The organism is Mesorhizobium sp. WSM4906 (genome assembly GCF_029674625.1).
Taxonomy (GTDB): domain Bacteria; phylum Pseudomonadota; class Alphaproteobacteria; order Rhizobiales; family Rhizobiaceae; genus Mesorhizobium.
Genome location: NZ_CP121355.1, coordinates 2,416,513 through 2,439,814, shown reverse-complemented (window position 1 = coordinate 2,439,814; position 23,302 = coordinate 2,416,513). Strand labels below are relative to the sequence as shown.

General features: G+C 64.1%; 17 protein-coding genes and 1 tRNA gene. 11 read left to right on the top strand and 7 right to left on the bottom strand.

Annotated features, from left to right (window positions below; all coding sequences use genetic code 11):
* The first annotated feature begins 286 nt into the window (after window positions 1–286).
* The 3 genes from hemH (at window position 287) to QAZ22_RS11600 (ending at window position 2,956) form a co-directional block, all read left to right on the top strand.
* Window positions 287–1,342, top strand: coding sequence for a ferrochelatase (gene hemH, locus QAZ22_RS11610; RefSeq protein ID WP_278206890.1), 1,056 nt, complete (start codon window positions 287–289; stop codon window positions 1,340–1,342).
* Between the two features lie 135 nt (window positions 1,343–1,477).
* Window positions 1,478–2,428: an SPFH domain-containing protein gene (locus QAZ22_RS11605; protein WP_278074545.1), complete on the top strand. Its 951-nt coding sequence runs from the start codon at window positions 1,478–1,480 to the stop codon at window positions 2,426–2,428.
* Window positions 2,429–2,458: 30 nt separating this feature from the next.
* Window positions 2,459–2,956 (top strand): NfeD family protein, encoded by a 498-nt coding sequence (locus tag QAZ22_RS11600; RefSeq protein WP_278074546.1) that lies wholly within the window; start codon window positions 2,459–2,461, stop codon window positions 2,954–2,956.
* 50 nt (window positions 2,957–3,006) lie between these two features.
* Here the strand turns inward: QAZ22_RS11600 and QAZ22_RS11595 are convergent, their stop codons facing one another.
* Complete coding sequence (locus tag QAZ22_RS11595; protein WP_278206889.1) at window positions 3,007–4,008, bottom strand: KpsF/GutQ family sugar-phosphate isomerase; 1,002 nt, start codon at window positions 4,006–4,008, stop codon at window positions 3,007–3,009.
* A 160-nt stretch (window positions 4,009–4,168) separates the two neighbouring features.
* On the opposite strand from QAZ22_RS11595, the gene QAZ22_RS11590 reads away from it, so the two are divergent.
* Complete coding sequence (locus QAZ22_RS11590) at window positions 4,169–5,962, top strand: outer membrane beta-barrel protein (RefSeq protein WP_278206888.1); 1,794 nt, start codon at window positions 4,169–4,171, stop codon at window positions 5,960–5,962.
* A gap of 24 nt (window positions 5,963–5,986) precedes the next feature.
* Here QAZ22_RS11590 and galU read toward each other — a convergent pair whose 3' ends face one another.
* Complete coding sequence (gene galU, locus QAZ22_RS11585) at window positions 5,987–6,892, bottom strand: UTP--glucose-1-phosphate uridylyltransferase GalU (protein WP_278206887.1); 906 nt, start codon at window positions 6,890–6,892, stop codon at window positions 5,987–5,989.
* Window positions 6,893–7,112: 220 nt separating this feature from the next.
* Between galU and QAZ22_RS11580 the strand changes: the two genes are divergently transcribed.
* Complete coding sequence (locus QAZ22_RS11580) at window positions 7,113–8,333, top strand: lytic murein transglycosylase (protein WP_278206886.1); 1,221 nt, start codon at window positions 7,113–7,115, stop codon at window positions 8,331–8,333.
* Between the two features lie 116 nt (window positions 8,334–8,449).
* Window positions 8,450–9,664 (top strand): DUF459 domain-containing protein, encoded by a 1,215-nt coding sequence (locus QAZ22_RS11575; RefSeq protein ID WP_278206885.1) that lies wholly within the window; start codon window positions 8,450–8,452, stop codon window positions 9,662–9,664.
* Here QAZ22_RS11575 and QAZ22_RS11570 read toward each other — a convergent pair.
* On the bottom strand, window positions 9,661–11,115 hold the full coding sequence (locus tag QAZ22_RS11570) for a glutamate synthase subunit beta (protein ID WP_278206884.1): 1,455 nt from the start codon (window positions 11,113–11,115) through the stop codon (window positions 9,661–9,663). The two genes, QAZ22_RS11575 and QAZ22_RS11570, sit on opposite strands and share 4 nt — an antisense overlap.
* A gap of 155 nt (window positions 11,116–11,270) precedes the next feature.
* Window positions 11,271–15,992: a glutamate synthase large subunit gene (gene gltB, locus QAZ22_RS11565; protein ID WP_278206883.1), complete on the bottom strand. Its 4,722-nt coding sequence runs from the start codon at window positions 15,990–15,992 to the stop codon at window positions 11,271–11,273.
* 496 nt (window positions 15,993–16,488) lie between these two features.
* Here gltB and QAZ22_RS11560 point away from each other — a divergent pair, with 496 nt between their 5' ends.
* Entirely contained in the window at window positions 16,489–17,541 is a 1,053-nt protein-coding gene (locus QAZ22_RS11560) for a low specificity L-threonine aldolase (protein ID WP_278206882.1), read from the top strand.
* A gap of 167 nt (window positions 17,542–17,708) precedes the next feature.
* On the opposite strand, the gene QAZ22_RS11555 is transcribed toward QAZ22_RS11560, so the two are convergent.
* Entirely contained in the window at window positions 17,709–18,176 is a 468-nt protein-coding gene (locus QAZ22_RS11555; RefSeq protein ID WP_278206881.1) for an Hsp20 family protein, read from the bottom strand.
* Window positions 18,177–18,654: 478 nt separating this feature from the next.
* On the opposite strand from QAZ22_RS11555, the gene QAZ22_RS11550 reads away from it, so the two are divergent.
* The gene (locus tag QAZ22_RS11550; protein ID WP_278206880.1) at window positions 18,655–19,611 is read left to right on the top strand and encodes an alpha/beta hydrolase; all 957 of its coding nucleotides are present in this window, start codon (window positions 18,655–18,657) and stop codon (window positions 19,609–19,611) included.
* Window positions 19,612–19,783: 172 nt separating this feature from the next.
* The gene (locus QAZ22_RS11545) at window positions 19,784–20,242 is read left to right on the top strand and encodes a hypothetical protein (RefSeq protein ID WP_278206879.1); all 459 of its coding nucleotides are present in this window, start codon (window positions 19,784–19,786) and stop codon (window positions 20,240–20,242) included.
* 62 nt (window positions 20,243–20,304) lie between these two features.
* Here the strand turns inward: QAZ22_RS11545 and hisN are convergent, their stop codons facing one another.
* Both hisN and QAZ22_RS11535 read right to left on the bottom strand, forming a co-directional pair.
* Window positions 20,305–21,078, bottom strand: a complete 774-nt coding sequence (hisN, locus tag QAZ22_RS11540; protein ID WP_278206878.1) for a histidinol-phosphatase — start codon at window positions 21,076–21,078, stop codon at window positions 20,305–20,307.
* Between the two features lie 301 nt (window positions 21,079–21,379).
* Complete coding sequence (locus QAZ22_RS11535) at window positions 21,380–22,321, bottom strand: N-formylglutamate amidohydrolase (RefSeq protein WP_278206877.1); 942 nt, start codon at window positions 22,319–22,321, stop codon at window positions 21,380–21,382.
* Window positions 22,322–22,486: 165 nt separating this feature from the next.
* Here QAZ22_RS11535 and QAZ22_RS11530 point away from each other — a divergent pair, with 165 nt between their 5' ends.
* Both QAZ22_RS11530 and QAZ22_RS11525 read left to right on the top strand, forming a co-directional pair.
* On the top strand, window positions 22,487–22,849 hold the full coding sequence (locus QAZ22_RS11530) for a response regulator (RefSeq protein WP_006199474.1): 363 nt from the start codon (window positions 22,487–22,489) through the stop codon (window positions 22,847–22,849).
* A gap of 216 nt (window positions 22,850–23,065) precedes the next feature.
* Window positions 23,066–23,140 (top strand) — tRNA-Val (locus QAZ22_RS11525).
* Window positions 23,141–23,302: the final 162 nt, after the last annotated feature.

Genomic DNA, 23,302 nt, shown 5'->3' with positions numbered 1-23,302 from the left:
GAGCATGATCCCGAAAAGTTGCAGACTTTTCGGAGAGGATCATGCTTAAAAACAGAATCGTAGAGCGAGACGGCAATTCAATGAATAGGCATCTCGCTCTACGGTGCGGCCAGACGCAGCATTGAAAACCGGCGCGGCGTCGCTAGTTTCGCGGGCGCTCAACGCAATTCCAGGAGAGTTTGCACGGTTTTTCGTCCGGAATTGCGTAAAAACAAATAGCTGGAGCAGTTCAGCGTTTCCGTGAAAACGCTGAACTGCCGCAGCCTTCGGTGCCCGGAGACGGTTGATGACGCTTGCCAGCCCTGCCGATGCGAAACCCGCCGATCCGGCGCTGGCGGGCGCCGCGCCGGCGAAATCGGGCAAGATCGGCATCATGCTGATCAATCTAGGCACGCCGGATGGCACCGAATTCAAGCCGATGTGGCGCTATCTCAGGGAATTCCTCTCCGATCCGCGCGTCATCGAGCTCAACAAGGCGATCTGGTATCCAATCCTCTACGGGCTGGTTCTCACCACCCGGCCGAAAAAGTCGGGCGCCAATTATGCCAGGATCTGGAACACCGAAAAGAACGAGTCGCCGCTGCGCACCTTCACCCGCTCGCAGGCCGAGAAGCTTAGCGGCGCGCTTGGTGACCTGCCGAACGTCGTGGTCGACTGGGCGATGCGCTATGGCAATCCCTCGACGGCGGACATCGCCCGACGGCTGGTCGAGCAAGGCTGCGAGCGCATCCTCACCTTTCCGATCTATCCGCAATATTCGGCGACGACGACGGCAACCGCCAATGACCAGCTGTTCCGCGCGCTGATGAGGATCAGGCATGCGCCGGCGATCCGCAGCGTGCCGCCCTATTATGACGAGCCGGTCTATATCGAGGCGCTCGCCCGTTCGATCGAGAAGCATCTGGCGACGCTCGACTTCGTGCCGGAGGTGGTCATCACTTCCTACCATGGCATCCCGAAGCCCTATTCCGACAAGGGCGATCCCTATCGCGCGCATTGTCTGGAGACGACCCGGTTGCTGCGGGCGAGGCTCGGCTGGGACGAGAAGAAGCTCATCACCACCTTCCAGTCGCGCTTCGGCGCGCAGGAGTGGCTGCAGCCCTACACCGACGTCACCGTCGAGAAACTGGCGAAGGACGGCGTCAAGTCGATCGCTGTCGTCAATCCCGGCTTTTCCGTCGACTGCATCGAGACGTTGGACGAGATCGGCCGCGAGGCGGCCGAGACCTTCCACCATGCCGGCGGCAAGGACTTCACTCATATCCCCTGCCTCAACGACAGCACCGAGGGCATGGCGGTGATCGAAGCGCTGGTGCGGCGCGAGCTGTCCGGCTGGGTGTGACGGTCTTCACCGACAGACCTTGAAACCGGTGTGCAAAAGCTCCGCTAACCAATATTCATGATCACCTGATTGTAACGTTACGGAAACACACTTAAGTGATTTCGTGAGGTCGCCGCCTTTTGAGGGAGAAACGAAATGGGCTTCAGCGGTTTCGATATTGCAATCATTGTTCTTGTCCTTCTCGTCGTCATCCTTCTTTTCAAGGGCATCAAGACGGTGCCGCAAGGTTACAACTACACGGTGGAGCGTTTCGGGCGGTACACCAAGACGCTGACGCCCGGCCTCAACATCATCAACCCGATCTTCGAGCGCGTCGGCGCCAAGATGAACATGATGGAGCAGGTGCTCGATGTCCCGACGCAGGAGATCATCACCCGCGACAACGCCATCGTCGGCGTCGATGGCGTCGCCTTCTACCAGGTGCTGAACGCCGCGCAGGCCGCTTACCAGGTGGCCGGGCTGCAGAACGCCATCCTCAACCTCACCATGACCAACATCCGCACCGTCATGGGTTCGATGGACCTCGACGAACTGCTGTCCAATCGCGACGCCATCAACGAGCGCCTGCTGCGTGTCGTCGACGAGGCGGCGCATCCGTGGGGCATCAAGATCACCCGCGTCGAGATCAAGGACATCAACCCGCCGGCCAATCTGGTGGAGTCGATGGGTCGCCAGATGATGGCCGAGCGCGACAAGCGCGCCCAGATCCTCGCGGCCGAAGGCTTGAAGCAGTCGCAGATCCTCGAGGCCGAGGGCCGCAGGGAAGCCGCCTTCCGCGACGCCGAGGCGCGCGAGCGCTCGGCCGAGGCCGAGGCCAAGGCGACGCAGGTGGTGTCGGAAGCCATCGCCAAGGGCGACGTGCAGGCCATCAACTACTTCGTCGCGCAGAAATACACCGAGGCGCTGGCCAAGATCGGCTCGTCCAGCAACAACAAGATCGTGCTGATGCCGTTCGAAGCCTCGTCGCTGATCGGTTCTCTGGGCGGCATCGGCGAGATCGCCCGCGAGGTCTTCAAGGGCGACGGCGCTTCCGGCACGCAGCGGCAGGTCTCGCGCCCGCCGGTCGTGCGGCCAAGCGACAACTGATGTGACGCTGTCTGGTTGGAGAGAACGTCAATGATCGACCGCATCGTTTCGGAGCTCGGCCCCTGGAACTGGATGGTTCTCGGCTTCGTGCTCCTGGTGATGGAAATCGTGGCGCCTGGCGTGTTCATGCTCTGGATCGGCCTCGCGGCGCTGATCGTCGGCGCGATCTCGCTGCTCATCGGCTATGCCGCCATCTGGCCGTGGCAGGCCGAATTGAACGGCGCCATTTGGACGTGGCAGGTTCAGGTTCTGGCCTTCCTCGTCCTGTCCGTGATCTCGGCCTTCGTCGGCAAGAGGCTGACGGCAGCGCGCGCCGGCGAGGTCGATCAGCCGCTGCTCAACCGTCGCGGCGCGCAGATGGTCGGCCGCACGGCAACGCTGGCCGAGCCGATCCAGAACGGCCGCGGCCGCATCAGGCTGGGGGATACGCTGTGGCGCGTCTCCGGCCCGGACCTGCCGGCGGGCGCGCAAGTGCGCGTTACAGGCGCAGCGGATACCGACCTGGAGCTGACCGTCGAAGCTATCTGACCAAAAAAGCGCAGAAAGCCGCCATTTGCAGGCCGGCCTCGCTCGCCTAGCTAAGCGGCGCCGATGCGCAAAAGATCGTGGAAGTGAACCACGCCCACCGGCATGTTGTTCTTGATCACCACCAAGGCGCCGATATTGTGCTCGTTGAGCATCGCGATCGCCGTGCCCGCAAGCGTCTGAGGATCGATCGTCTTGGGGGTGCGGGTCATGACCTCGTCGACGGTGACGTTGGCCAGATTGCGGTGCAGGTTGCGCGCAACGTCGCCGTCGGTGACGATCCCGACCAGTTCGCCGTTCGTATCGACGATGCAGACGCAACCGACTTTCTTCTGTGACAGCGTCATCACCGCTTCCGGCATCTTGGTGCCGAGAAGGGCAAGCGGAACCTGATCGCCGGTCCTCATGATCTCTGACACCAAGGTCAGATTGGCGCCAAGCTGCCCGCCCGGATGCAAGGTCCGGAAGTGATCCGGCGTGAAGCCGCGCGCCTCGAGCAGCGCAATCGCCAGCGCATCGCCCATGACCAGTTGGAGAAGCGTCGATGTCGTCGGCGCCAGCCCGTGCGGGCAGGCCTCGGGCACGACCGGCAGGAGCAGCATCACGTCCGCGGCCCGTGCCAGCGCCGAAGTCTCGCCGGAGGTGATGGCGATCAGCGGGATCGAAAAGCGCCTGGAATAGGCGACGATGCCCATCAGTTCCCTGCTTTCGCCGGACCAGGACATGGCGATGATGGCGTCATCCTTGGCGATCATGCCGAGATCGCCATGATTGGCCTCGGCCGGATGGACGAAGAAGGCAGGCGTGCCGGTCGAAGCGAGCGTGGCGGCGATCTTGGAGCCGATATGGCCGCTCTTGCCGACACCGGTGACGATGACGCGGCCTTCGATCCGCGAGATGATGTCCACCGCGGCCCCGAACGGCTCGGCCAAGCCATCGCCGAGCGCAGCGGCAAGCGCCGCGACGCCAGTCTGCTCCGTCGCCACCGTTCTCAGCGCCGATTCGATCGCAGCCTGCCTGTCCGGCTGCTTCCTTCCTGGGGACCCCGCATGCATGGCAGAAGCCATTAGCGCCATGTCGCCCGCCTGTCCAACGGAATTCCCGTCCCGCGTGCGTCGGGGGCGGTGGAACCGGCCCGTTTCAACCCTCCGTTAACCATCCGCATTTACGGTCCGGTAAGTATGGCGCGCCTGCGCCGCGCAAGCAGTGGTGACGATGTCGGGGCCCCAGCCTGAAACGAGAAGAGGTCGAAAGGGCATAGCCGTCAGCACGCTGCTGGTGACGGCGAGCGTACTTGCCTTGCTGCGCCCGGCGCCGGTCTTCGCGCAGGAAACCGAGCTGCGCGGCGAGGTCTCGGAATCGGCGATTCTGGCCGACCAGCAGCGCAAAGCGAGACAGTTGCGCGCGCAGGGATCGCCGGATCAGGCGGCTCCGGCAGCTCAGACGGCCGAGGACCAGACACCTGCTAACCCATATGAGCCGGCAAGCCCAGGCGCGGTGCCCGACCACGACCAGACAGCGGGCGCGACGGGGAGCATCTTCGACCAGCCGCAGGCGACCGACGACCCTTTCGCCGACAATTTGACCGCGACCCGGCCGCGCCGGCCTTCGACCGCCAGGCAGCGCGCAGCCGATGCCGGCACGAAAGGCGACACCAAGGCCGCCGACAAGAAAAAGGTGAAAAAGAAACCCGGCAAGGCCAACGACAGCACGGCCAAGACCACCGCTGCCGACGACCGGGCCGACACCGCGGCCACCGAGGATGTCGACACGAACCGCCGCGCCCTCACCATCGACAGCGTCGACCGGCAGAAGCTCGATCCCGGCGCTGAGCGCACCGGATCGATCGAAGGCCAGAAGGTGAAGCCGGAGGATGATCCCTTCGCCGCCCCCGGCATCAAGCTCGGAACCTTTGTCTTCCGCCCGACGCTGGAGCAAGGCTTCACCGCGACGTCCAATGCCGACGGCAGCAGCGGCGGCAGGTCGGCGGTGCTGTCCGAGACGGCGCTGCGTTTCTCCGCCACCTCGGACTGGCGCGAGAACTCGGCCGTCATCGACGGCTACGGCATCTTCCGCAACACGCTTTCGGGCCAGAAGATCAATGACGCGCAGGGCCGGATCGAGGGCCAACTCAATGTCGACCTCGACAACGAGCTGCGCGCCATCGCCAAGCTCGGCTATGAAGCGGTGCCGGAATCGGCATCTTCGCCCGATGCGATTGCCGGTGTCACCTCGCAGCCGCTGCGGCAGACCGTGGACGGCAGCCTCGGCATCGAGAAGGATGTCGGCAAGATGCGCTACACGCTGACCGGCGCGGTCACGCACGACTTCTACGGCGACGCCAAACTCTCGGACGGCACCGTCCTGTCGCAGAAGGATCGCGACTCCACGCTCTATTCGGCGACCTTGCGCACCGGCTATCAGGTCTCGCCGGCCCTCACGCCCTTCGTCGAGGCGGAGGCCGGCCGGCGGATCTATGATCTGCGCCTGGACAGCAACGGTTTCGAGCGCTCCTCGACGCGGCTCGGCGCCCGCGCCGGCCTCGAGCTCGACATGGATGACAAGCTGTCCGGCGAATTTTCCGTCGGATGGCTGCGCGAAGCCATCGATGATGACCGCCTGCCGGCCAATGCCGGCCCATACGTCAATGCCGATCTCAAATGGTCGCCCGAGCGCGGCACCATTATCGGCCTCACCGGAAGGACCACCATCGAGAGCACGACCGCGGCAAACGAGAGCGGCGATGTCCTCTACTCGAGCCGCCTTACCGGCGAGCGGCAGGTCCGCGCCAACCTGACGGCGAATTCGTCGCTTGGTCTCGACTGGCGCGATTACACCGGCTCCGACGGCCATGACCTGATCTTGAGCGCCGAGGCGGGTCTGACTTGGTGGCTGAACCGCTATGCCGGCCTCACCACACGGGTGAGGACGGAAAAGCTGACCAGCAACCTGCCCGGTCGCGACTACGTCGCCAACAGCGTCTATCTCGGCCTGAAGGTGCAGCGCTGAAGGCGGTGCGGCTGAGGGTGTAGCCTAAAAAGCCGCGCCGCGCCGCTCCGCCGGCCGCACTTCATCCAGCAGGGTGCGGATGACGCCGGCCATGCTCTCGTTCATATCGTTGCGCCAGAGCGCGAAGGCGACGTTGGCCTCGACGAAGCCTTCCGGCGAGCCGCAGTCGAAGGTGCGTCCCTTGTAATGATAGCCGTAGAAGGGCTGCTGCTTCTCCAGCTTCAGCATCGCATCCGTCAGCTGGATCTCGTTGCCTGCGCCGCGCTCCTGGCTTTCGAGGATGCCGAAAATTTCCGGCTGCAGGATGTAGCGCCCGTTGATGAAGAGATTGGAGGGCGCGGTGCCCGGCTTCGGCTTCTCCACCATGCCGGTGATGCGGAAGCCGTGATGAGTGTCCTCGCCACGGCCGACGATGCCGTATTTGTGCGCCTCGGCCGGATTGCATTCCTGCACCGCGATGATGTTGTTGCCGGTCTCGGCGTAAAGCTCGACCATGTCCTTCATGCAGCTTTTCTCCGACTGCATGATCATGTCCGGCAACAGCAGCGCGAACGGTTCGTTGCCGACAAGCTCGCGCGCGCACCAGACGGCATGACCAAGTCCCATCGGCACTTGCTGGCGCGTGAAACTGGTCTGGCCGGGTGCCGGCTGCAGGCGTTGCAGGCGGGCGAGCTGGTCGTCCTTGCCGCGCTGGGCCAGCGTGTCGTAGAGCTCGAACTGGACGTCGAAGTGGTCCTCGATGACCGCCTTGTTGCGCCCGGTCACGAAGATGAAATGCTCGATACCGGCCTCGCGCGCCTCGTCGACCACATACTGGATGACCGGCCGGTCGACGACGGTCAGCATCTCCTTCGGAATGGCTTTGGTGGCCGGAAGGAACCGCGTGCCGAGGCCGGCGACCGGGAAAACTGCCTTGCGAACTCGCTTCATGCTCGACCCCATCCGTTTTGAGCCCATTATCCGCTCGGCGAGGTGCTCCGCAATCCCCCCTGACATTTTCACGCCGGAATGTTGAACTACCGAACGCCGAGTAGAACGTGCTGGCATAAAGCGGCAGCCTCTTTTCGTACTCGGCGGCACCTATGGTAAACTAAATACTAACCCGGTTCGGCGTTGAATGATCCTTCCTGATTTGACGAAGGAGGAAAAGATGTCCGTTCGCAACACCGCAAGGCGACTGACGGCAATGGTGACGGCCGCCGGCCTGACGCTTGCCTTGCTGATGCCTGCCGGACCCGCTTTCGCCGATGCGGGGTTCCGCCAGTGGGTCGCGGGCTTTCGCGCCACTGCGGTTTCGGGCGGCGTTTCGGGTGCTGTCTATGACCAGGCCATGAGGGGCATCGAGCCCGACCCGGTCGTGCTGGAAAAGGCCCGCACCCAGCCGGAATTCACCGCTCCCGCCTGGGATTATTTCGACAACCGCGTGCATGACCAGTCGGTGGCCAACGGTCAGGCAATGGCGCGCAAATGGAAGCCGTGGCTGGATCGCATCGAGGCGCGGTTCGGTGTCGACCGCAACATCCTTCTCGCCATCTGGTCGATGGAATCGAACTATGGCGAGACCCTCAAGCGCGACGACATCATGCGCAATGTCATCCGTTCGCTGGCGACCCTTGCCTATGGCGACCCGAAGCGGTCGAAATATGCCCGCACCCAGCTGATCGCCGCGTTGAAGATCCTGCAGACCGGCGACATCGACGAAAGTCATCTGATGGGTTCCTGGGCCGGCGCGATGGGCCAGACCCAGTTCATCCCGACCAGCTACCAGCGCTACGCGGTCGACATGGACGGCAACGGCCGGCGCGACATCTGGAACTCGATCCCCGACGCGCTGGCGACCTCCGCCAATCTCTTGAAGAAGAACGGCTGGCAGGCCGGCAAGACCTGGGGCTATGAGGTCACCATTCCGCCCGGCAAGCTGCCCGCCGGATCGAAGACGCTGGCGCAATGGCAGGCGCTCGGCGTCGTCAGGGCCAATGGCAAGCCGTTCCGGAACCTGACGGACAAGGCGACTTTGAAGGTGCCGGACGGCAGGGGCGGACCGTCCTTCCTGATGATCAGGAATTTTTCGGTCATCAAGGCCTACAACAATGCCGACAAATACGCTTTGGCCGTCGGCCTTCTCGCCGACGAGATCGCCGGCGGCACAGGCCTTGTGCAGGACTGGCAGCGGCCCTTCACCAAGCTCACCTTCGAGCAACGCCAGGAGTTGCAGAAGCGGCTTTCCGAGCACGGCTATTATGACGGCAAGTTCGACGGCAAGATCGGCGACGGATCGAAGGCCGCCATCATGGCTTACCAGGCAAAGGTCGGCTTGACACAGGATGGCTATCCGAGCTTGGAAGTGCTGAAATGGCTCCGCAAGCAGTAGAGCCGCTCGTGGCGTCAAACATCCTTTGAAATACCGCAAGGGATGCTGCAGCGCTTCGGCTTGCGCATGACTTTCCCGCATTTTGCATGGTCATGCGCCAAGGGATGGAGAAGCGATTGGTTTCGGTTGCGCGCATCTGGCTGATCGTTCGCCGCCTGCCGATCCTCGTCCTGGCCGTGGCCGTGCTTGCCGTCGCCGGCTCCAGCGCCTTCCATTCGCCTGCTTTCGCACAGGAGGAAAGCCGCGGCTGGTCGCTGCGCGACCTCCTGTTCCCGCGCCGCAGCGAACGCATCGAGCCCCCGGCCGACATCCAGCAGGCAAGGCCGAAACCAAAGAAGAAACCCAAGCCGCGCCCGCCGGCCGAACCGGAGACGCCGATCGTCGAAAAGACGCCGGATGCCCGCGTCGTGCTGGTGGTCGGCGATTTCCTGGCGAGCGGGCTGGCCGAGGGCCTCGACACCGCCTTTGCCGACAATCCGGCCGTCAGGATCGTTTCGCGCAGCAACGGCTCGTCCGGCTTCGTGCGCGAGGATTTCTACAATTGGCCAGCCGAGATCAAGTCGCTTATCGAGACGGAGAAACCGTCCGTGGTGGTGGTCATGCTCGGCTCCAACGACCGCCAGCAGATGCGTGTCGGCGACGTGCGCGAGCAGCCGCGCTCCGAGAACTGGACCAAGGAATACGAGCGCCGCACCGATGCGCTGGGCAAGGCCATTCAAGATAGCAAGGTGCCGTTCCTGTGGGTCGGCATGCCGGCGTTCCGGGTGGCGAAGATGACCTCGGACATGTTGGCCTTCAACGACATCTATCATTCGGCCGCCCAGGCTCATGGCGGCGAGTTCGTCGATGTCTGGGACGGCTTCGTCGATGAGAACGGCGCCTTCGTCACCTCCGGCCCCGACATCAACGGCCAACCGGTGCGCCTGCGCTCCGACGACGGCATCAACGTCACCAAGGCCGGCAAGCGCAAGCTTGCCTTCTATACCGAAAAGCCGCTGGCGAAGATCCTCGGACTGGCGGCGCCGGGAAGCGTCACGACGGTTTCCGCGCCGGCCGGCGCCCCGGTCGAGGCGTCGAAGCCCGCCGCAACTCCGGTCATCGTCGACCGTACGCCGCCGATGCTGCTCAGCGATCCGGCGCTCGACGGCGGCACGGAACTTCTAGGTGCCGCTCCGCCCGCCAAGGCCGATCCGAACCTGCCTGGTGAAAAGCTGACCGTCGAGGGCAAGGCGCCAGCCGCTTCGCCTGGCCGCGCCGACGATTTTTCCTGGCCGCCGAAACCGGCGGCAGCGGCCGCCGCCTCAGACACGACGACCGCAATCAATCGTTAACGGGGCAGTACCGTCGACCCCATCAGCGCCTCGTCGATCGCGCGCGCCGCCTGGCGGCCCTCGCGGATCGCCCACACCACCAGCGACTGGCCGCGGCGCACGTCGCCCGCTGCGTAGAGCTTGTCGATGCTGGTCCTGTAGTCGCGGTCGTTGGCCTCGACATTCTTCGAGCGGCGGCTGTCGGTGACGGTCCTTATCACGCCCTCGAGCTCCCTCATCACGCTGTCGCTCGCGGGACCGGCAAAGCCGATGGCGATGAAGGCGAGATCGGCGCGGATGACGAATTCGGTACCGGCGATCGGCTTGCGCTTCTCGTCGACCTCGCAGCAGCGGACGCCGGTCAGCTGGCCGTCCTCGCCGATGAACTCGAGCGTCGCCACCTGGAATTCGCGCTCCGCGCCCTCGGCCTGCGAGGAGGACGTACGCATCTTGGTCGCCCAGTAGGGCCAGACGGCAAGCTTGTCTTCCTTCTCCGGCGGCTGCGGGCGGATGTCGAGCTGCGTCACGCGCACCGCGCCTTGCCGGAAGGCGGTGCCGATACAGTCGGACGCGGTATCGCCGCCGCCGACCACCACGACATGTTGGCCGCCGGCGATGATCGGATGTGAGGGCCAGGCCACCGATTGGATCGGCTCGCCGCCGACGCGGCGGTTCTGCTGTACCAGATAGGGCATCGCATCGTAGACGCCGCTGAGATCGTCGCCGGGGATGTTGGCAGGGCGCGGCGTTTCCGAGCCGCCGCAATAGAGCACGGCGTCGTGCTCGGCGAGGAGCTCAGCAACAGGCTTGTCGACGCCGACATTGACGCCGCAATGGAAGGTCACGCCCTCGCCCTGCATCTGCTCGATGCGGCGGTCGATGTAATGCTTCTCGATCTTGAAGTCGGGAATGCCGTAGCGCATCAATCCGCCCGGCCGGCTCTCGCGCTCATAGACATGCACGTCGTGGCCGGCACGGCCGAGCTGTTGCGCCGCCGACATGCCCGCCGGCCCGGAGCCGATGATGGCGACCCGCTTGCCGGTCTTCTTCTCCGGCGGATAGGGCCGGATGTGGCCGGTCTCGTAAGCCTTGTCTGCGATCGCCTGCTCGACGGTCTTGATGGCGACCGGAATGTCCTCGAGGTTGAGCGTGCAGGCTTCCTCGCAGGGCGCCGGGCAGATGCGGCCGGTGAACTCCGGGAAATTGTTGGTCGAATGCAGGTTGCGGATCGCGCTGTCCCAGTCGCCATTGTAGACGAGGTCGTTCCAGTCCGGGATCTGGTTGTGGATCGGGCAGCCGGTCGGCCCGTGGCAGAACGGGATGCCGCAATCCATGCAGCGCGCGGCCTGTTTCTCGACCTCCTTGTCCGACATCGGCAGCGTGAATTCGCGAAAATGCCGGATGCGGTCCGAGGCAGGCTGGTACTTGTGCACCTGCCGGTCGATCTCGAGAAACCCTGTTACCTTGCCCATAGTCCAGTCCCTGCTGTCCGAAGGCACGCTCGAAAGCCTAGCTTGTCGGCGCACCCGTTAACCTCATAAGGCCGCCATGGCAACCTTGGTTCCGAGGTCAGGATTGTTGGTGAGGATGCCGGCCGGGGCATTGTCTCCCCGGCCATGCCCGAAGCCTACTCCGCCGCCACGCTCATGCGCATGCGTTCCATCTCGATCAGCGCGCGGCGATACTCGACCGGCATGATTTTCCGGAATTTCGGCCGGAAGCTCTGCCAGTTGTCGAGGATCTCGCGGCCGCGCACCGAACCCGTGTAGTGGACGTGGTTCGAGATCAGCTGGTAGAGCCGCTCCTCATCGTGGCTGGTCATGTCGCCGGAGACGTCGACGCGTCCCTTGTGGTCGAGGTCGCCGCCGTGATGGAGCAGCTTCTCCATCAGGTCGTCCTCTTCCGGAACCGGCTCCAGCTCCACCATCGCCATGTTGCAGCGCTCGGCGAAATCGCCCTTCTCGTCGAGCACGTAAGCGACGCCGCCCGACATGCCGGCGGCGAAGTTGCGCCCCGTTTTGCCGATGACGACGACGATGCCGCCGGTCATGTATTCGCAGCCATGGTCGCCGACGCCTTCGACGACGGTGACGACGCCGGAATTGCGCACCGCGAAGCGCTCGCCGGCGACGCCGGCGAAATAGGCCTCGCCCTCGGTGGCGCCATAGAGCACCGTGTTGCCGACGATGATCGATTCAGCGGCTATGATCTTGGCCTCTTCCGGCGGACGGATGACGATGCGGCCGCCCGACAGGCCTTTGCCGACGTAGTCGTTGCCGGCGCCGACCAGATCGAAGGAGACGCCGCGCGCCAGGAACGCGCCGAAGGACTGGCCGGCGGTGCCGGTGAGCTTGACGGTGATCGTATCCTCGCGCAGGCCCTTGTGCTTGAAGCGCTTGGCGACTTCGCCCGACAGCATCGCGCCCGTCGAACGGTCGACATTGCGGATCGGCAGCTCGATGGTGACGGGCTGCTTGGCTTCCAGCGCCGGCTTCGCCAGCTCGATCAGCTTGCGGTCGAGCACGTCGTCGATCGGATGCTTCTGCCGCTCGGTCCAGTGCAGCGCCTCATGCGGCGCGTCGGGCTTGAAGAACATCTTCGAGAAGTCGAGCCCGCGCGCCTTCCAGTGCTGGATCACGTCGCGCTTCTCCAACAGGTCGGTGTCGCCGATGATCTGGTCGAGATGGGTGAAGCCCATTTCGGCGAGCAGCGCGCGCACCTCTTCCGCCACGTAGAAGAAGAAGTTGATGACGTGCTCGGGCGTGCCCTTGAAGCGCTTGCGCAGCACCGGATCCTGGGTCGCCACGCCGACCGGGCATGTGTTCAGGTGGCACTTGCGCATCATGATGCAGCCGGCCGCGATGAGCGGCGCGGTCGAGAAGCCGAACTCGTCTGCGCCGAGCAGTGCGCCGATGATGACGTCGCGGCCGGTGCGCAGGCCGCCATCGACCTGCAGCGCCACACGGGAGCGCAGCCCGTTGAGCACCAGCGTCTGATGCGTCTCGGCGAGGCCCATTTCCCACGGGCTGCCGGCATGCTTGAGCGAGGTCAGCGGCGAAGCGCCGGTTCCGCCGTCGTAGCCGGAGATGGTGATGTGGTCGGCGCGCGCCTTGGCGACGCCCGCGGCAACCGTGCCGACGCCGACCTCCGACACCAGCTTGACCGAGACATCGGCCGCCGGGTTGACGTTCTTCAGGTCGTAGATCAGCTGCGCCAGATCCTCGATCGAGTAGATGTCGTGGTGCGGCGGCGGCGAGATCAGGCCGACGCCGGGGGTCGAATGCCTGACCTTGGCGATGGTGGCGTCGACCTTGTGTCCAGGCAACTGCCCGCCCTCGCCCGGCTTGGCGCCCTGCGCGACCTTGATCTGCATGACGTCGGAATTGACCAGGTACTCCGCCGTCACGCCAAAGCGTCCGGAAGCGACCTGCTTGATCGCCGAACGTTCCGGATTCTTGCCGCCGCCGGGCAGCGGCAGATAGCGGTCGGCCTCTTCGCCGCCCTCGCCGGTGTTCGACTTGCCGCCGATGGTGTTCATGGCGCGCGCCAGCGTGGTGTGCGCTTCCCTGGAAATCGAACCGAAGGACATCGCCCCGGTCGAGAAACGCTTGACGATCTCGGCCGCCGGCATGACGTCGTCGATCGCGACCTTCTTGCGGCCGGTTTCCTCGGCTGTTCTGATCTTGAACAGACCGCGAATGGTCCGTGCTCTGGCTGTCGCGCTGTCGATCTGCGCCGAATACTCCTTGAACGTGTCCCAGGAGCCCTGGCGCACGGCGTGCTGCAAGGTGGCCACCGCGTCCGGCGACCACATATGCGCCTCGCCGCGCATGCGGAACATGTACTCGCCGCCGACATCGAGGTTGTTGCCCAACACCGGGTCGTTGCCGAAGGCGTCGGTGTGGCGGCTGAGCGTCTCGGTCGCGATCTCGTCCAATCCGACGCCTTCGATCAGCGTCGCGGTGCCGGTGAAGTACTTCTCGACGAAATCCGACTTGAGCCCGATGGCGTCGAAGATCTGCGCGCCGCAATAGGACTGATAGGTCGAGATGCCCATCTTGGACATCACCTTGAGGATGCCCTTGCCGATCGACTTGATGTAGCGGGAGACGACTTCATATTCGTCGACCTCCGCCGGCAGCTCGCCGCGCTTGTGCATGTCGAGCAGCGTGTCGAAAGCGAGATAGGGGTTGATCGCCTCGGCGCCGTAGCCGGCCAGGCAGCAGAAATGGTGCACCTCGCGCGGCTCGCCGGATTCCACGACCAGGCCAACGGAGGTGCGCAGGCCCTTGCGGATCAGATGGTGATGCACCGCCGCGGTGGCGAGAAGCACGGGAATGGCGATCCGGTCCGGCCCGACCTGACGGTCCGACAGGATGATGATGTTGTAGCCGCCGGCGACTGCCGCCTCGGCCCGCTCGCAGAGCCTGTCGATGGCGCCCTGCATGCCTGCCGCGCCTTCGTTCGAGCCGTAGGTGATGTCGATCGTCTTGGTGTCGAAACGGTCCTCGGTGTGGCCGATGGAGCGGATCTTCTCGAGATCGCCATTGGTCAGGATCGGCTGGCGCACTTCGAGCCGCTTGCGGCGCGACGTGCCGACCAGGTCGAAGATGTTCGGCCGCGGCCCGATGAAGGACACCAGGCTCATCACCAGCTCCTCGCGGATCGGGTCGATCGGCGGATTGGTGACCTGGGCGAAGTTCTGCTTGAAATAGGTGTAGAGCAGCTTCGACTTGTCCGACATCGCCGAAATCGGCGTGTCGGTGCCCATCGAGCCGACCGCTTCCTGGCCGGTGGTCGCCATCGGCGCCATCAGAAGCTTGGTGTCTTCCTGCGTGTAGCCGAAGGCCTGCTGGCGATCGAGCAGGCTGACGTCCTTGCGCAAGGCGCGCGGCTCGACCGGCTTCAAATCCTCCAGGATGAGCTGCGTGTTGGCGAGCCAGGTCTTGTAGGGGTGCCTGGTCGCGATCTCCGACTTGATCTCCTCGTCGGAGACGATGCGGCCCTTGGCGAGGTCGATCAGGAGCATGCGGCCGGGCTGCAGCCGCCACTTCTGCACGATCCTCTCCTCCGGCACCGGCAGCACGCCGGCCTCCGAAGCCATGATGACGCGATCGTCATCGGTGACGATGTAACGCGCCGGGCGCAGGCCGTTGCGGTCGAGCGTGGCGCCGATCTGGCGGCCGTCGGTGAAGACGACCGCAGCCGGGCCGTCCCACGGCTCCATCAGCGCGGCGTGGTACTCGTAGAAGGCCTTGCGGTCGGCGTCCATGAGCTTGTTGCCGGCCCAGGCTTCCGGGATCAGCATCATCATGGCGTGGCTTAAGCTGTAGCCGCCCTGGAACAGGAACTCGAGCGCGTTGTCGAAGCACGCCGTGTCCGACTGGCCTTCGTAGGAGATCGGCCAGAGCTTCGAGATGTTGTTGCCGAACAGCTCGGAATCGACGGACGCCTGACGCGCCGCCATCCAGTTGTTGTTGCCGCGCACCGTGTTGATCTCGCCGTTATGCGCGACCATGCGGTAGGGATGCGCGAGCTTCCACGACGGGAAGGTGTTGGTCGAGAAGCGCTGATGGACGAGGATCAGCGCCGTTTCGAAGCCCGGATCCTTGAGGTCCTTGTAATAGGCCCCGACCTGGTAGGCGAGGAACATGCCCTTGTAGACGATGGTGCGCGCCGACAGCGACACGCAATAGGCCCCGATGTCCTTGTTGTCGTTCTCGGCATAGATGCGGCCCGAGATCACCTTGCGCAGCAGGTAGAGCCTTGCCTCATATTCCTCGTCGTCCGGAATGTCGGCCGTGCGGCCGATGAACACCTGACGATGGAACGGCTCGGACGCGACGATCTCCGGCGCTTTCGACAGCGACGAATTGTCGACCGGCACGTCGCGGAAGCCGATGAGCGGCAGACCTTCGGACTGCGCCGATTCGGCGATGATGTCTTCGATATGGGCGCGAAGTGCCGCGTCCTGCGGCATGAACCAGTGGCCGACGCCGTACTGGCCGGCCGGCGGCAGTTCGACGCCCTTTGCCGCCATTTCCTCGCGGAAGAACTGGTCCGGAATCTGCACCAGCACGCCGGCGCCGTCGCCGACCAGCGGATCGGCGCCGACGGCGCCGCGGTGGGTGAGGTTTTCCAGCATCGCCAGACCGTCCTCGACGATCCGGTGCGACTTCACGCCCTTCATGTTGGCGATGAAGCCGACGCCGCAGGCATCGTGCTCGTTGCGCGGATCGTAGAGCCCTTGCGCGGTCAAGCGGTTGGTCGGGCGAGTCGGATTTTTGACGGCTGCCGCTTTCGTCTGCGCGGCCTGGCCGTTGATCGCAGATGGCGTCAGTTCCGTCATCGTCCTATCCTCCATTCCGCACCCTTGCGCGGTGATTTCCCTCAGGGCGCTGGTTTGCCTTGGGAAGCGAGAATGCTTCCCTTCATCCTTGCTGCACGTCTCGCGAAAGTCTTGCCAAACCATGCGGCCATACGCCCGGTTCGCATCCGGTATCGTACAGGTCAGAGCGGAGCCGTCTACCCGCCGCTCGCGACAATGGCCGGAATGGCAGCGATGATACGCCAGTCCAGCCTGTTTTGTGCGACAAAATAAGACAGCACTACTGTCCTAAATTTTTTATGACAGAAATCGGGAACCCGCACAAGACCGATTCACAAAAATCTTGGCCTCGCCGCGACACAAAATTTCGTGACGGCATCGCCAAACGTAAGCTTTGATCCCAGCCGGTGTGGTCGCCGGCTGGCTTCACCACTTTGCGAACGATTGGCCCTTGCGCATCTCGCGCCGAAGCAGTCAAGTCGCGCCGCTTTTGCCAAATCACGACACGGACCTTTCGATGTTCTTTGCATCCGACAACTGGGCGGGCGTCCATCCCGACATTGCGGCGAACCTGTCGCGTCATGCCGCCGGCACCGCGACCGCCTATGGCGACGGCGATCTCGACCGCGCCGTCTACCGCCGCTTCAGCGAGATCTTCGAACGCGAAGTTCAGGTTTTTTTCGTCGCCACCGGCACAGCAGCCAACGCGCTCTCGATGGCGGCGCTGAACCGTATCGGCGGCATCGCGCTTTGCCATTCCGAAGCGCATATGAATGTCGACGAGTTCGGCGCGATGGGTTTTTACACCGGCGGCGCGCGCGTCGCGCCCGTTCCAGGTCCCCTGGGCCGCATCAACCCGCAGGCTCTGGACAAGGCGATCAAACGCTATTCGCAGGACCTCGCTCCGGGCGGCCAGCCGATGGCGGTGACGATCACCCAGGCGACCGAGGTCGGCACCGTCTATACGGTCGACGACATCAAGGCGATCGCCGAGGTCAGCCATCGCCACAAACTGCCGCTGCATATGGACGGCGCGCGCTTTGCCAATGCGATTGCCGCGACCGACGTCACGCCGGCGGAGATGACCTGGAAGAGCGGCGTCGACCTCATCTCTTTCGGCGGCACCAAGAATGGCTGCTGGATGGCCGATGCGGTGGTGATCCTCAACCCGGAAGTCGGCCGCGATCTGCGCCTCCTACGCCAGCGCGCCGGGCAGACCTTTTCCAAGGCGCGCTTCATCTCGGCCCAGTTCGAAGCCTATCTCGCCGATGATTTGTGGCTGCGGATGGCGCGCCACGCCAATGCGATGGCGGCGCATCTGGCCGAGACGATCGAGGACGCCCCTGCAGGCAGGCTCGCCTGGCTGCCGCAGGCCAACGAAGTGTTCGCGATCCTCGACCGCGCTCTTGCCGACAGGCTGCGGGCCGCCGGCGCCAAATTCTATGAGTGGGGCGTGCCGCTGGCTTTCGACGGCCATCTCGGCGACAATGAAGCGATCTACCGCTTCGTCGCGAGCTTCGCGACCACGACGGAAGAGATCGACCGGCTTGGTCACTTGCTGGTTGAATAGGGAGCAATTCCAGGAAAAATGCGCAGCGGTTTTCCGTCCGGAATTGCGCGAAAATCCATATTCGGAGCGATTCGGCGAAAAAGCGTAGCCGGCCCGACAAAAAAGCGGCGCCTCTCGGCGCCGCTTCCGTCTCGGGAGGGAGACATATTCCAGATGGAGCCTGCGGATCACGCGGCAGCCTTGGCCTCGATCTGCTTGGCCTTGTCCGAAGACGAGGTGATCGCGATCTTGCGCGGCTTCAGCTCCTCGGGGATGTTGCGCTTGAGGTCGACGAAGAGCAGGCCGTTCTTCAGCGTGGCGCCCTCGACCTCGACATGGTCGGCGAGCTGGAAGCGGCGCTCAAAGGCCCGCGAGGCAATGCCGCGATAGAGCAGCTCGGAACCCTCGCCGTTGTTCTCTTCCTTGCGCTCGCCCTTGACGGTCAGCACGTTGCGGTGCGCCTCGATCGAGATCTCGTCCTCCGAGAAGCCGGCAACCGCCATCGAGATGCGATAGGCGTTCTCGCCGGTGCGCTCGATGTTGTAGGGCGGATAGGTCTGCGCGCTCTCGGGCTGGCCGAGCGAGTCGAGCATGGTGAACAGACGGTCGAAGCCGACGGTCGAGCGATAAAGCGGGGAAAAATCAACGTGACGCATGATGTGTTCTCCTGTTGAGCAACATGGTTTGCGTTTGACCCGGTACGAAACCCTCGAAAGGCGTTCCGGATAGGCCAGCGGCCCCGACATCGGCGGCCGCAATCTCAATTTGGGAAGCGGAAAAGGCCTTTTCAAGAACTTCGCGCGGTCAAGTTCCCTTCTGCCCGATGAACGCCAGATGAACCGAGGCTTCGGCATCCGTTCAGCCACGTGACGCTAAGCTGCAGCCAGGATTACGGACATGCGGCGCCTCGATCGGAGCGCCGCGACGAGGCCGAACCGGGTGCAACGTCCCTTCCTCCCGGATCGACAGGGGCCGGAAGCGCGCCGCAGGCGCTTCCGGCCTTACCGTTTCACGCCCTCCCTGTCTTATGAAAGCCGCGCAAATCCCCGCGACGCCTTTGCTTTTGGCGCATGGCCGTCTATCACCATGGCAACGCCTGGCCCGTTCGGGCAAAGAACAATCACGAAGCGCCGAATGACGGATCTTTTCTATCTGACTGAAGGCAATCCGCCGCCAAAGAACGCTGCCGGTGGCTTCTTCACCACCCGAGACGGCAAGAAGATTCGCTACGGCGTCTTCGCCGCGGTTGCCCGCCCGCTGCAGGGCACGGTTGTGCTGCTGACTGGCCGCAACGAATGCATCGAGAAATATTTCGAGACCATCCGCGACCTCGCGGAGCGCGGCTTCGGCGTCGCCATCCTCGACTGGCGCGGTCAGGGTGATTCCAGCCGCCTGCTGCGCAACCGGCAGCGCGGCTATGTTCGCAGCTTCCGCGACTACACAAGCGACCTCGAGCAGTTCTTCGAGGAGATCGTGCTGCCGGATTGCCGCGGCCCCTATTACATTCTCGCCCACTCGACCGGAGCGGTGATCGCGCTGCTCGCTTCGCCCTCGATGGTCAACCGGGTCCGCCGCATGGTGCTGATCGCCCCCTTCCTGGCCGTACCCGACCTGTCGGTTTCGATAACCACGGTGCGGCGCATCTGCGCGGTATTCTGCGCGCTGGGCCTCGGCCGTCTCTATGCCGCCTGGGGGCCGCGCCCGAAATTGCCGACGCCCTTCGAAACCAACAAGGTGACGTCCGATCCGGAGCGTTATCGGCGCAACACCGACATCTACAGGGCTTGGCCGCAGCTCGCGCTCGGTGGCCCGACCATCCGCTGGCTGAAGGCTGCCGCCGAAGCCGCGGAGGCGGTCAGCGATCCCGATTTCATGGCAAGGATCCAGGTTCCGATGCTGATTGTCGCCGCCGGTGCCGACCAGGTCGTCTCGACCAAGGCGGTGGAATCCTATGCCCGGCGGCTGCGCGTCGGCTCGCTCTTGATGATCGACGGCGCGCATCACGAGATCCTGCAGGAGAAGGATCTTTTCCGCGAGCAGCTGCTCGCGGCCTTCGATGCGTTCATTCCGGGAACCGGCGACGCTGTTTGACCGCTTCGCCGGCGCACCGCGGGTCACGACAGCGAGCGAGTTTTCACGACCCGATTGGCCCAGCCCGCCGTCATGCCCTCGGCGCGGCGCGGCGCCTTATTCCCGTCCAGCCGTCGAGCGCTAGTTGCTGCCCAAAGAGGTCAGACGCCAACCGGAGACGGGAGAGACGGCCATGGACGCATCGAGCACGCTGTCACGTCAGGGGCACCGTCTGCTGCAGATTGGCGTCGCCCTGCTCTTGTTTTCCTCACTCGAAGGGTTTGCGATACCCTACCTCGCCGCGCCGCGGCTCGGACTGTCCGCACACACGCTTAGCGCCCTGCAAGGCGTTCTCCTGCTGGCGCTGGGTCTCACATGGTCCAGGCTCAATCTCGGTGCGGCGACGTCGCGGGTCGCGTTCTGGCTCCTGATCTATTCGGCCTTGGCCATCCTGACCGCCTACGTGATCGCCAGCGCCTGGGGAGCCGGCAACGAGACGATGCCTTTGGCGGCTGGAGCCTCTCACGGGAGCGCGTTTCAGGAAGCCGTGATCAAGGTCGTCGGTTATTCGTCCGCGCCGACCGGCCTCACCGCTTTCGCGCTCATTTTGTGGGGCCTGCGTCGCACCGACGCCCGGCCCACCGACAGCTGAGAGAGCGGCTCCTTCCGCGCTGTGGTCTCCGCCGCGCACAGACACCGAGGCACGCCGTATGATCAGCCGCGCAGCGCCGCCATCGCCGCGGCGTGCAATTCCGGCGTCGCCGCCGCCAATATGTCGCCACCGTTTTCCGCAGGCCCGCCCTCGAAGGTGGTGACGACGCCGCCCGCTTTCTCGATGATCGGGATCAGCGCCACGATGTCGTAGGGTTTCAAGTCCGGATCGGCGACGATGTCGACGCTTCCCGCCGCGATCATCGCGAAGGCATAGCAGTCCGTGCCGTAGCGGGCGAGTTGCACCTGCTTCTCGAACTGGTCGTAGCGGCTTCGCGCCTCGCCCTTGAACAGCGCCGGCGTGGTGGTGAACAGCGTCGCCCTGGAGAGGTCCGTCGTCTTGCGGGTCGTGAGCTTGCGCGGACCGCCCGGGCCTTCGTAGTGCGAACCGGAGGCATTGGCATAGAACAGCTCGCCGGTGAAAGGCTGCGACATCAGGCCGGCGACGGCATCGCCGTCGACCGTCAGCCCGACAAGCGTTCCCCATACCGGCAAGCCGGAGATGAAGGCGCGCGTGCCGTCGATCGGGTCGATGACCCAGACATGCCGGCTCGACAGGTTTTCGCTGCCATGCTCCTCGCCGAGGATGCCGTGATCGGGGTATTCCGCCGCTATCAGCGCCCGGATCGCCCGCTCGGCCTCGCGGTCGGCCTCGGTCACCGGATCGAAGCTTTCCGCCAGTTTGTTGGCGACCGCGCCCTGGCTGCGGAAGCGCGGCAAGGTCTCTGCGGCGGCGGCACGCGCGATGCGCCGCATGAAGTCGATGCTGATATCCAACTCACTCTCCCCTTGCGGCAGCCGGCGGCCGCCGTTTTCTGCCCGGAGCAAAGACGCAAAGGCCGGTCAGGCATCGCGCATTTGTTGCCCGAATGTCACACCTCAGCCGTCGAAACGGAATTTGCACATCATATTGAATTAAAAAAGCCCGAAGTCGATTGACATTTGTGCATCGCACAATAGTTTTGTTCTCGGACAGCTTATCCTGTCCATGCCCTCCTTGGGCGTTTCCTCCCTAGACTTCGACCGTGTCGTGAAAGCGATGCGGTCTTTTTTTAAGCCGCGAAACGTCGGGTTGCGATCATTCCGCGGCGAGCGGCAGGTCGACGAAATTGTGGTCGGGCATCGACATCAGCTCGGCCGAAAACCGCGTCAGGTTGTCGGCCAGCGTGTCGAAGCCGGCCGACTTCTGGAACGTCCGCTCGTTCATGTAAAGTCCGCGATTGACCTCGATCTGCAGCGCGTGGAGATGACGCGCCGGCCGCCCGTAATGCTCGGTGATGAAGCCGCCGGCATAAGGCTTGTTGTGCGCGACCGCGTAGCCCATGCCGGTGAGCAGGCCGATCGCCGTCTCGGTCAGAGCCGCGGACGCAGAAATGCCGAAGCGATCGCCGATGATGAAATCCGGCCGCGCGCCATTGTCGCCGACGCGGATGCTGGCCGGCATCGAATGGCAGTCGATCAGCACGGCGTAGCCGAACCTGGCGTGAGTCCTGGTCAATAGCCGCTTCAGCGTCTCGTGATACGGCTTGTAGACGGCCTCGATGCGTCCCACGGCCTCGGCCAGAGGCAGGCGCCCGGGATAGATGTCGAGCCCCTCCCCCACCAGCTTCGGCACCGTGCCCAAGCCGCCCGCGACGCGGGCCGAACGGATGTTGCAGAAGGACGGCACCGGCTCCGCGAACATGCGCGGATCGAGCTCCCATGGCTCGCGGTTGACGTCGAGGTAGGCGCGCGGGAAGTTCGCCGCCAGCATCGGCGCGCCGAGCGCGACGGCGCCGCCGAAAAGCTCATCGACATAGCAGTCCTCCGACCGGCGAATGGCGTTGCGGTCGAGCCGCGCCATGGCCAGGAAGCGCTCGGGATAGTGGCGGCCGCTATGCGGCGAATTGAACAGGAAAGGTACGCGCTGCTCGGCGCCCGATCGGATTTCGAAGGGTGGTACGACCGAAAAATCCTCGGCTGCCGTCTTCAATTTGAACGAACCAGGACCAAGCACTGCATCATTACGCAAAACTGCCATCTTGCGTCCGGCATGTCCAGCATTTCGGCCTCACCAAAAGGCTGCGCGAGGTAGTATGCACCAACCCAACGTTCACTTGATGTTTACCGTCTCCTCCTCATATACAGGATGGTTAACGGCCCTGCCCGGCGGCAGGCCTGGGGTGGGTGATTCGGACGGGATATGATGGCACGCATTCTGCTGGCGGAAGACGACGACGACATGCGCCGCTTCCTCGTCAAGGCGCTCGAACGAGCCGGTTACCAGGTAAGCGATTTCGACAATGGCGCCAGCGCCTATGAGCGGCTGCGCGAGGAGCCTTTCTCGCTGCTTCTGACCGACATCGTCATGCCCGAGATGGACGGCATCGAGCTTGCCCGCCGCGCCACCGAGATCGATCCGGACCTCAAGGTGATGTTCATCACCGGCTTTGCCGCCGTCGCGCTCAATCCGGATTCCAAGGCGCCCAAGGACGCCAAGGTGCTGTCGAAGCCGTTCCACCTGCGCGACCTCGTCAACGAGGTCGAGAAGATGCTGCAGGCGGCCTGAGATATTTTCCGGCCAATGCATGACGCCCAAAAGCGTGCCGCGGTTTTGGGATACGACATGCATGAAACAGAGACCTGAGGCGCGTCGCTCGAAATCCTTTTCGACGCGACGCGCTTCGGGCATCGGCCTCCCGCCGCTGCGGCAAAACGGAGCTTTCTTTTCTTATTCCCGCTATTGACGCGCCGGACCAAAAATGGTGTATGCGCGGCTTCGGATGGGCGTGTAGCTCAGCGGGAGAGCACTGCATTGACATTGCAGGGGTCACAAGTTCAATCCTTGTCACGCCCACCATCCTTCCAATAACTCAGCGGTTTCCGCCACTGCCTGGCACAAGCGGCGGCGTGGGCAGGCGACGTCTTGGAATGAGCGAAAGTGCACGCGGCTTGCTGCGCCATTATAGTTCGCTAGCTCCCTACGGGGGCGAGACAAAGCCAACCTATCACCCGCTGGCTC

Bases quoted from the DNA above. Each gene is read 5' to 3' on its own strand.
- QAZ22_RS11560 (WP_278206882.1), top strand. From the start codon at position 16,489: ATGTTCTTTGCATCCGACAACTGGGCGGGCGTCCATCCCGACATTGCG.
- QAZ22_RS11600 (WP_278074546.1), top strand. From the start codon at position 2,459: ATGATCGACCGCATCGTTTCGGAGCTCGGCCCCTGGAACTGGATGGTT.
- QAZ22_RS11545 (WP_278206879.1), top strand. From the start codon at position 19,784: ATGGACGCATCGAGCACGCTGTCACGTCAGGGGCACCGTCTGCTGCAG.
- QAZ22_RS11530 (WP_006199474.1), top strand. From the start codon at position 22,487: ATGGCACGCATTCTGCTGGCGGAAGACGACGACGACATGCGCCGCTTC.
- QAZ22_RS11595 (WP_278206889.1), bottom strand. From the start codon at position 4,008: ATGCATGCGGGGTCCCCAGGAAGGAAGCAGCCGGACAGGCAGGCTGCG.
- hemH (WP_278206890.1), top strand. From the start codon at position 287: ATGACGCTTGCCAGCCCTGCCGATGCGAAACCCGCCGATCCGGCGCTG.
- QAZ22_RS11590 (WP_278206888.1), top strand. From the start codon at position 4,169: ATGTCGGGGCCCCAGCCTGAAACGAGAAGAGGTCGAAAGGGCATAGCC.
- QAZ22_RS11555 (WP_278206881.1), bottom strand. From the start codon at position 18,176: ATGCGTCACGTTGATTTTTCCCCGCTTTATCGCTCGACCGTCGGCTTC.
- QAZ22_RS11605 (WP_278074545.1), top strand. From the start codon at position 1,478: ATGGGCTTCAGCGGTTTCGATATTGCAATCATTGTTCTTGTCCTTCTC.
- gltB (WP_278206883.1), bottom strand. From the start codon at position 15,992: ATGACGGAACTGACGCCATCTGCGATCAACGGCCAGGCCGCGCAGACG.
- QAZ22_RS11550 (WP_278206880.1), top strand. From the start codon at position 18,655: ATGACGGATCTTTTCTATCTGACTGAAGGCAATCCGCCGCCAAAGAAC.
- QAZ22_RS11570 (WP_278206884.1), bottom strand. From the start codon at position 11,115: ATGGGCAAGGTAACAGGGTTTCTCGAGATCGACCGGCAGGTGCACAAG.
- QAZ22_RS11535 (WP_278206877.1), bottom strand. From the start codon at position 22,321: ATGGCAGTTTTGCGTAATGATGCAGTGCTTGGTCCTGGTTCGTTCAAA.
- QAZ22_RS11580 (WP_278206886.1), top strand. From the start codon at position 7,113: ATGTCCGTTCGCAACACCGCAAGGCGACTGACGGCAATGGTGACGGCC.
- galU (WP_278206887.1), bottom strand. From the start codon at position 6,892: ATGAAGCGAGTTCGCAAGGCAGTTTTCCCGGTCGCCGGCCTCGGCACG.